Source organism: Stenotrophomonas sp. HMWF003 (assembly GCF_003061285.1).
Classification (GTDB): Bacteria; Pseudomonadota; Gammaproteobacteria; order Xanthomonadales; family Xanthomonadaceae; genus Stenotrophomonas; species Stenotrophomonas maltophilia_AP.
In genome coordinates this window covers 1-6,174 of record NZ_QAIW01000198.1, presented here as the reverse complement: position 1 = coordinate 6,174, position 6,174 = coordinate 1, and the positions used below count along the sequence as shown (strand labels likewise).

At 67.5% G+C, this 6,174-nt stretch carries 5 protein-coding genes and 1 pseudogene; 4 read left to right on the top strand and 2 right to left on the bottom strand.

Going from position 1 to position 6,174, the window contains the following annotated elements; all coding sequences use genetic code 11:
* From DBR34_RS08145 to DBR34_RS08130, 4 genes and pseudogenes are all read left to right on the top strand, one after another.
* A pseudogene (locus DBR34_RS08145) lies at nucleotides 1-218 on the top strand (roadblock/LC7 domain-containing protein); the annotation flags it as partial.
* A complete protein-coding gene (locus DBR34_RS08140) occupies nucleotides 194-553 on the top strand; it encodes a hypothetical protein (RefSeq protein WP_038685821.1) in 360 nt (119 codons plus the stop codon). The pseudogene DBR34_RS08145 and the gene DBR34_RS08140, both read left to right, overlap by 25 nt.
* Before the next feature lie 475 nt (nucleotides 554-1,028).
* Nucleotides 1,029-2,765 (top strand): bifunctional isocitrate dehydrogenase kinase/phosphatase, encoded by a 1,737-nt coding sequence (aceK, locus tag DBR34_RS08135; RefSeq protein WP_128096413.1) that lies wholly within the window; start codon nucleotides 1,029-1,031, stop codon nucleotides 2,763-2,765.
* 57 nt (nucleotides 2,766-2,822) lie between these two features.
* Nucleotides 2,823-3,695, top strand: a complete 873-nt coding sequence (locus DBR34_RS08130; protein WP_258223752.1) for an energy transducer TonB — start codon at nucleotides 2,823-2,825, stop codon at nucleotides 3,693-3,695.
* Between the two features lie 37 nt (nucleotides 3,696-3,732).
* On the opposite strand, the gene DBR34_RS08125 is transcribed toward DBR34_RS08130, so the two are convergent.
* Together DBR34_RS08125 and DBR34_RS08120 are read right to left on the bottom strand one after the other, a co-directional pair.
* Entirely contained in the window at nucleotides 3,733-5,319 is a 1,587-nt protein-coding gene (locus tag DBR34_RS08125) for a sensor domain-containing diguanylate cyclase (RefSeq protein ID WP_128096412.1), read from the bottom strand.
* 166 nt (nucleotides 5,320-5,485) lie between these two features.
* On the bottom strand, nucleotides 5,486-6,174 hold a 689-nt coding region (locus DBR34_RS08120), incomplete at its 5' end, for a cupin-like domain-containing protein (RefSeq protein WP_146186796.1).

Below are 6,174 nucleotides of genomic sequence, written 5' to 3'. Positions count from 1 at the left end.
GCAAGGTGCTGATGCTGGCCCTGCCCGCCACGCCGGCGCCGCTGCTGCTGATGACCGCCTGCGACGCGCGCTGCGTGATCGGCAAGGTGCTGTGGAGTGCGAAGGAATGTGGCCGCAACATCATGGCCGAACTCAGCGGATCACGAGCCGATCCGCAGGGGAACACGGGGCTCGACAACCAACGGGGTGCAACATGGCAGGACTCGACGATACCTTGAACGCGCTGATGACCATCGATGGCGCGCAGGCGGTGGCACTGGTCGATTACGAAAGCGGCATGCTGCTGGGGGAGGCCGGTTCGGGGATGGACATGGAGGTGGCCGCGGCAGGCAACACCGAGGTGATCCGGGCCAAGATGAAGACGGCCGCGTCGCTCAATCTCAACGACACCATCGAAGACATCCTGATCTCGCTGGGCAAGGCGTACCACATCCTGCGCCCGGTCTCGCGCAAGAAGGGCCTGTTCCTGTACCTGGTCCTGGACCGCAACAAGTCCAACCTCGCCCTGGCGCGCCGCAAGGTGCAGGACGTGGAAGCCGAACTGGCGCTGTAAGGTTCCCTCCGCCGCCGGCCGCGCCGTGGTGGCGGCCGGCGGCGTTTTTTTTGGGTCTTCGCCGCCATGTGGGGCAATCAAAAAGCGTGCTTTCGACCCGTTCCAGGCGCGGCCGTTGGTGGGTCGGGCGCTGGGTCCCTATGCCCTTTCCGGCGAATGTCCTCCGGCGTCGGCCTGCGGCCGCCACCTCCTCCTTTACTTCGCCTCCAAGGGCATAGGGACCCAGCGCCCGACCCACCAACGGCCATCAAAAAAGCCCAGATCCTCGCCCCCACGCTCGCGATCGGCCCGATCGGAGACCGAAGCCGATCCAAACAGCGCCTGCGCACCCGGCCACCCGCGTAGCGTCGTGCTCGCTCTGCGACGGCACTTGCAACAAGACGCTCCCCTCAGATGGGAGAAGAACCTCTTTTTCCCGCTACCGCAGGCAGCGGCGGCTATCGTATGGTGACCGCTGGTCCCTTCGGTGCGATGAATGGCTGCCGCCGATATTCCTGATCCCCGTACGCTGGCCACGACGCTGGCGCTGCTGATCCGCGATGGCTTCGAGCATTATCACGCGCGCTTTGCGGCCGTCACGCAGCGGGCGCGGCTGCGCTTTGAAACGCGTGACTGGACCGGAGCCCGGCAGGACGCCGTCGAGCGTATCGGCCTGTACGACCAGTGCATTGCCGAGACCGTAGACGCCCTGCGCCGCGGCGCAGGCGAGCAGGTGGGCACCCGCACGCTGTGGCTGCACGTGCGCCAGGCCTACGCCACGCTGCTGGAGGGCCTGATCGACGCGGAGCTGTACAAGACCTTCTACAACACCCTGGCGCGGCGGCTGTTCGCCACCCAGGGCGTGGATGCGGCCATCGAGTTCATGGCCATGGATGTCGAGCCGTCCGACGCGATCACCCATCCGGTGGCGCGGCACAGCTACACGCTGTCGGCCACGCGCCCGGCCGAAGCACTGCTGCGGGTGCTGGGCGACTACCGGTTCAACGTGCCCTACGCGCACCAGCTGCGCTGCGCGGCGGCGATCGCGGTGCGGCTGCAGGATGACCTTGCGCATTGGGGGGATTACCCGGTGCGCAGCATCGAACTGCTGGATACCGTGTTCTATCGCGAACGTCGTGCCTACCTGGTGGGCCGCGTGTTCGGAGAGCATCGCTTCTCGCCGTGCGTGATCGCCCTGGTCAACGACCAGCATGGCCTGCGCGCCGAAGCAGTGCTGACCCGGCGCCGCGACGTGGCGCACCTGTTCGGCGTGTCGCGCAGCTATTTCCAGGCCGACCTGGCCACCGTGGGCGATGCGGTGGTGTTCCTGCGCAGCCTGCTGCCGGCCAAGCCCATCGATGAGATCTACACCGTGCTGGGACGCGCCAAGCAGGGCAAGACCGAGCGCTACCGCACCTTCTTCCGGCACTTCCAGGACCATCCCACCGAACAGCTGGTGCATGCCGATGGCACCCCGGGCATGGTCATGGCGGTGTTCACGCTGCCCAGCTATCCGCTGGTGTTCAAGCTGATCCGCGACCGCTTCGCCTGGCCCAAGGCCATGTCCCGGCAGCAGGTGGAAGAGAAGTACGCGCTGGTCTTCAACCTGGACCGCGTGGGCCGCCTGCTGGATGCGCAGCCTTACCGCCACCTGCGGTTTCCGCGTGCGCGTTTCGCCCCGGCGTTGCTGGAGGAACTGTTGACCCAGTGCCGCAGCAGCGTCAGCGTAGACGGTGACGACGTGGTGGTGACGCTGTGCTACGTGCAGCGCCGGTTCCGCCCGCTCAACCTGTACCTGCGCGAGCAGGCCAGCGAGGCCCGGCGCAACGCGGCGCTGGACTACGCGCAGGCGATCACCGACATGGCGCGCAACAACATCTTCCCCGGCGACATGCTGCCGAAAAACTTCGGCGTGTCCCGGCATGGGCGCGCGGTGTTCTACGACTACGACGAACTGTGCCTGGTCAGTGACTGCAGCTTCCGCGCCTGGCCCACGCCCCGCAATGCGGAGGAAGCGCTGGCTGACGAGCCCTGGTTCCAGATCGGCCCGCGCGATGTGTTCCCCGAGCGCTTCTGGATGTTCATGGGCCTGCCGGGGCCCGAACTGGCGGCGGTGCGCGAGCACTTCGGGCACCTGTTCGACCCGGCCTGGTGGCAGGGCCTGCAGGCACGGTTTGCTGCCGGTGATTTTCCTGACACGCCGCCTTATGCCTCAGGCCAGCGACTGGCCTGATTGGAAACCCTGCCAGCCCTGCGCTACGCTCAGCGCCGTCCACAAGGAGCAGGTGCGATGCGTTCATTCCATATTCTTGCGATGGCGTTGGCGATCGGCGCGATCGGCATGGCCGCGCTTCCCGAGGCTGCCGCGCAGAGCGAGCGCACGATACGCGCCCAGGCCGAAGCCAGCATGGTGCTGTCCGGTACCGTCGATGTGGGTCCGGAAGGCCAGGTGGAAGGCTTTGCTTTGGACCAGCGCGACAGCGTGCCCGTTCCCATCGCCGGCTTCGTCGACCAGGTGGTGAACGCATGGCGCTTCGCGCCCGGCACCGAAGAGGGACGCCCGGTCCGCATGCGTACGCCCGTCACCCTGCGCATTGGCGGCAAGTCACAGCCCGATGGCGCTACCCTGCTCACCCTGTTGGCGGCCAATTTCGACCACTACGATCCCGCTGCCACCGATACCGTGACCGCCCTGACCATGCGGCCGCCGTCCTACCCTGACAGTGTCGCGTCGATCGGCGGACGTGGTGATGTTCTGCTGCTGCTGAAGATTGGTCGTGACGGGCACGTACTGGATGTGGCCACCGAACAGGTGAACATGAAGGTGGTGGCCAGGGGGGCCGAGATGCAGCGCATGCGGGATGTGCTGGCGCGCGCGTCGATGGCCGCTGCGCGTAGCTGGAGCTTCCGCGCGCCAACCACCGGCATGGACAAGGACGCCAACGACTGGACAGTGCGGGTGCCGGTGAGCTTCGCCTTCCACGGCGAGGATGTCCGCTATGGCGCGTGGGACGTCTACGTTCCCGGACCACGCCAGCAGGCGCCCTGGCGTGCGGATCGGGCGCTCGCCGATGATGCCGGCGGCCTGCTGCCAGCGGGCGGGGTGTACATGGCGGACGCAACCCCCACCGGGCCGCAGCTGCTGACCCCGCCAGGCACCTGAACACCCCCGGCCATGCAGACCGGGGCGGGCGGCGCCCTCAGGTCGGGTCGCGCCGGTCCGGTGCCGGGTGCACCACGGTGCGGTTGCGGCCCTGTTCCTTGGCCATGTACAGCGCCTTGTCGGCCAGCCGCAGCGCCTGCTGCGGGTCGTCGTGATAGCTGGGGTAGTGGGCCACCCCCAGCGACACGCTGACCGAGCCGACCTCCTCGAACACTTCGGCCGCCACCTGTACGCGCAGGCGTTCGGCAATGCGTGCGGACGCCTCGGTGTCGATGCCCGGCAACAGGATCAGGAACTCTTCGCCGCCGTTGCGACAGAGCAGGTCGGTGTCGCGTGAGTCGTCGCGCATGAGCTGGGCGATGCGCAGGATCACTGCGTCGCCCACCGCATGTCCGAAGCGGTCGTTGATGGTCTTGAAGCGGTCGATGTCCAGCGCGATGATCCCGAACGGCTGCCCGCGCGCCTGCCAGTCTTCCAGCCCCTGCTGCAGGCCGCGGCGGTTCTGCAGCCCGGTGAGCGGGTCGGTCATGCTGGCGCGGTTGAGCTTGCCGATGCGGTCCTGCAGCAGGTTGAAGCTGTACAGCAGGGCCTGCTTGAGATGGGCCACCTCGTAGTACCAGGCGCGGATGCCGGTGACATGGCGGATGGCGATGCCGGTGTCGCGGTTCTGCACGTTGCGCGCCAGCTGCCACAGCGGCAGCGAGATGCGCCGCGCGAACCACCAGGTGATCAGCAGCGACAGCACGCCGAGCGGAATCGCATTCCAGATCACCGCCTTCATCAGCGTGGACAGGGCCGCCAATGTGGCATCGGTCGGGCGCTGGGCCACCACGCCCCAGCCGACGATCGGCACCGGCGCATACCCGGCCAGCATCTGCACGCCGTGGCTGTTGCGCACCTGCTGCGCACCGGTGTGGCCCTTGCTCACCGCCAGCACCGCCGGGTTCTCCAGCGCGAACTGGCCCACCCGGTTGGGCTCGATGTGGTACAGGATGCGGCCGTTGCGGTCGACCACGTACAGGTAGGAGCCGTCCCGGTAGTAGTGCTTGCCCAGCAGGGTCTGCAGGATGCTGCGCTCACGCAGGTAGATGGTGCCGCTGACGTAGCCCTGGTATTGGCCCTGCGCGCTGAAGACGGGATGGGAAATGGCCACCAGCAGGCGCCCGGTGGCCGACTGGTAGGGGTCACTGATGAACGGTACGCGGCGTTCCAGCGCCTCCTTGTTGCCGCGGCTGTTGAGGGTGATCCCCTGCAGGGCCAGGCTCTGCGGCGAGGTGGCCAGCACGGTGCCGGCCGGATCGACGATCAATACCGAATTGAAGCTGTTGGTCTGCAGTTGCAGGCGTGCTGCTTCGGCTTCCAGTTCGTGGCGGTCGTGCGGGCGCTGGCCGAGTGCGGTGGCGCTGTAGGCCAGCTGCTGCTGCGCGGACTGGATGAAGTTCTGGGTGGTTTCGGCCAGCTTGCTGGCATAGACCCGGTTGGCTTCCAGCGTGGTGCCGATCAACTGTTCGCGCTGCACCCGGTAACTGGCGTGCAGGGTGTTGGCCAGCGCGATCAGGGCACTGAGCAGGGCCAGGCCGAGGATCAGCTTGCCAAGGTTGAGGCGGGTGGAAAACGGGCGCATGCGGGGCTTCGGACTGGCAGGGTGCAGCGCCAGCCGGGATGCGGATGGAACGGCAGCGGCGGAGCAATCAGGAGCGCAACATCCCACCCCCGGGCGGACTACGGGTCACGCCGCGGATTATTGCGGATTACGGCCGGCCGTGGGTGAAGCGCGCGGCCGCAGGCCTTCAGCGCTCCAGCCGTCTGCGCAGTACGCTGCGCACCTGCGCGGCCGTGTTGGCATCCAGCGCGCCCAGCACGCCGCGCGCATGCGCGGGCACATGCGCGGCGGTGTCCGGGTCGGCGTCGAATACGTAGTGGTCGAAGAGGGTGCGCCAGTGTTCGCGCTGCGGCGGCGGAAGCTCGCGCAACGCCAGCATGGCCAGCATCAACGCGTTCATGGGCGCATCCATCCATGCCGGCACCGGGCGCCACCAGTAGTTCACCAGCACGTTGAAGGTGTCCAGTCCTTCCATGTGGTGCCACCACAACGAGGGGATGAACAGCGCATCGCCCGGGCCCAGTTCGGCCACCTGCGCATGCGCCAATGCCTGGGCAAAACGCGGAAAGCGCTGCAGGTCCGGCGCGGCGAAGTCGACCAGGCTGATGGCCTGACCGGCGGGGGTGAAATCCAGCGGACCGATGTACAGGTTGTCGATCTGCTCCGGAGCAAACAGCGTCACCCGGCGTCGGCCGGCGGCCACGCAGGCCAGGTTGTCCGGTACATCCTGGTGGGCGGCAATGCGCGAGCGGTTGCCGATCCAGATGCTGGCCAGCGGGTCCTCGACGCCGAGCGCCAGTGGATTGCACGCGCCGAAGCCGGGCAGGAAGCTGTCCAGCGTGGTCGAGGCCACATAGATGCCGGGCGGGTCGGGGT

Excerpts from the sequence above, each read along its gene's own strand:
- aceK (WP_128096413.1), top strand. The coding sequence starts at position 1,029 with ATGGCTGCCGCCGATATTCCTGATCCCCGTACGCTGGCCACGACGCTG.
- DBR34_RS08140 (WP_038685821.1), top strand. The coding sequence starts at position 194 with ATGGCAGGACTCGACGATACCTTGAACGCGCTGATGACCATCGATGGC.
- DBR34_RS08125 (WP_128096412.1), bottom strand. The coding sequence starts at position 5,319 with ATGCGCCCGTTTTCCACCCGCCTCAACCTTGGCAAGCTGATCCTCGGC.
- DBR34_RS08130 (WP_258223752.1), top strand. The coding sequence starts at position 2,823 with ATGCGTTCATTCCATATTCTTGCGATGGCGTTGGCGATCGGCGCGATC.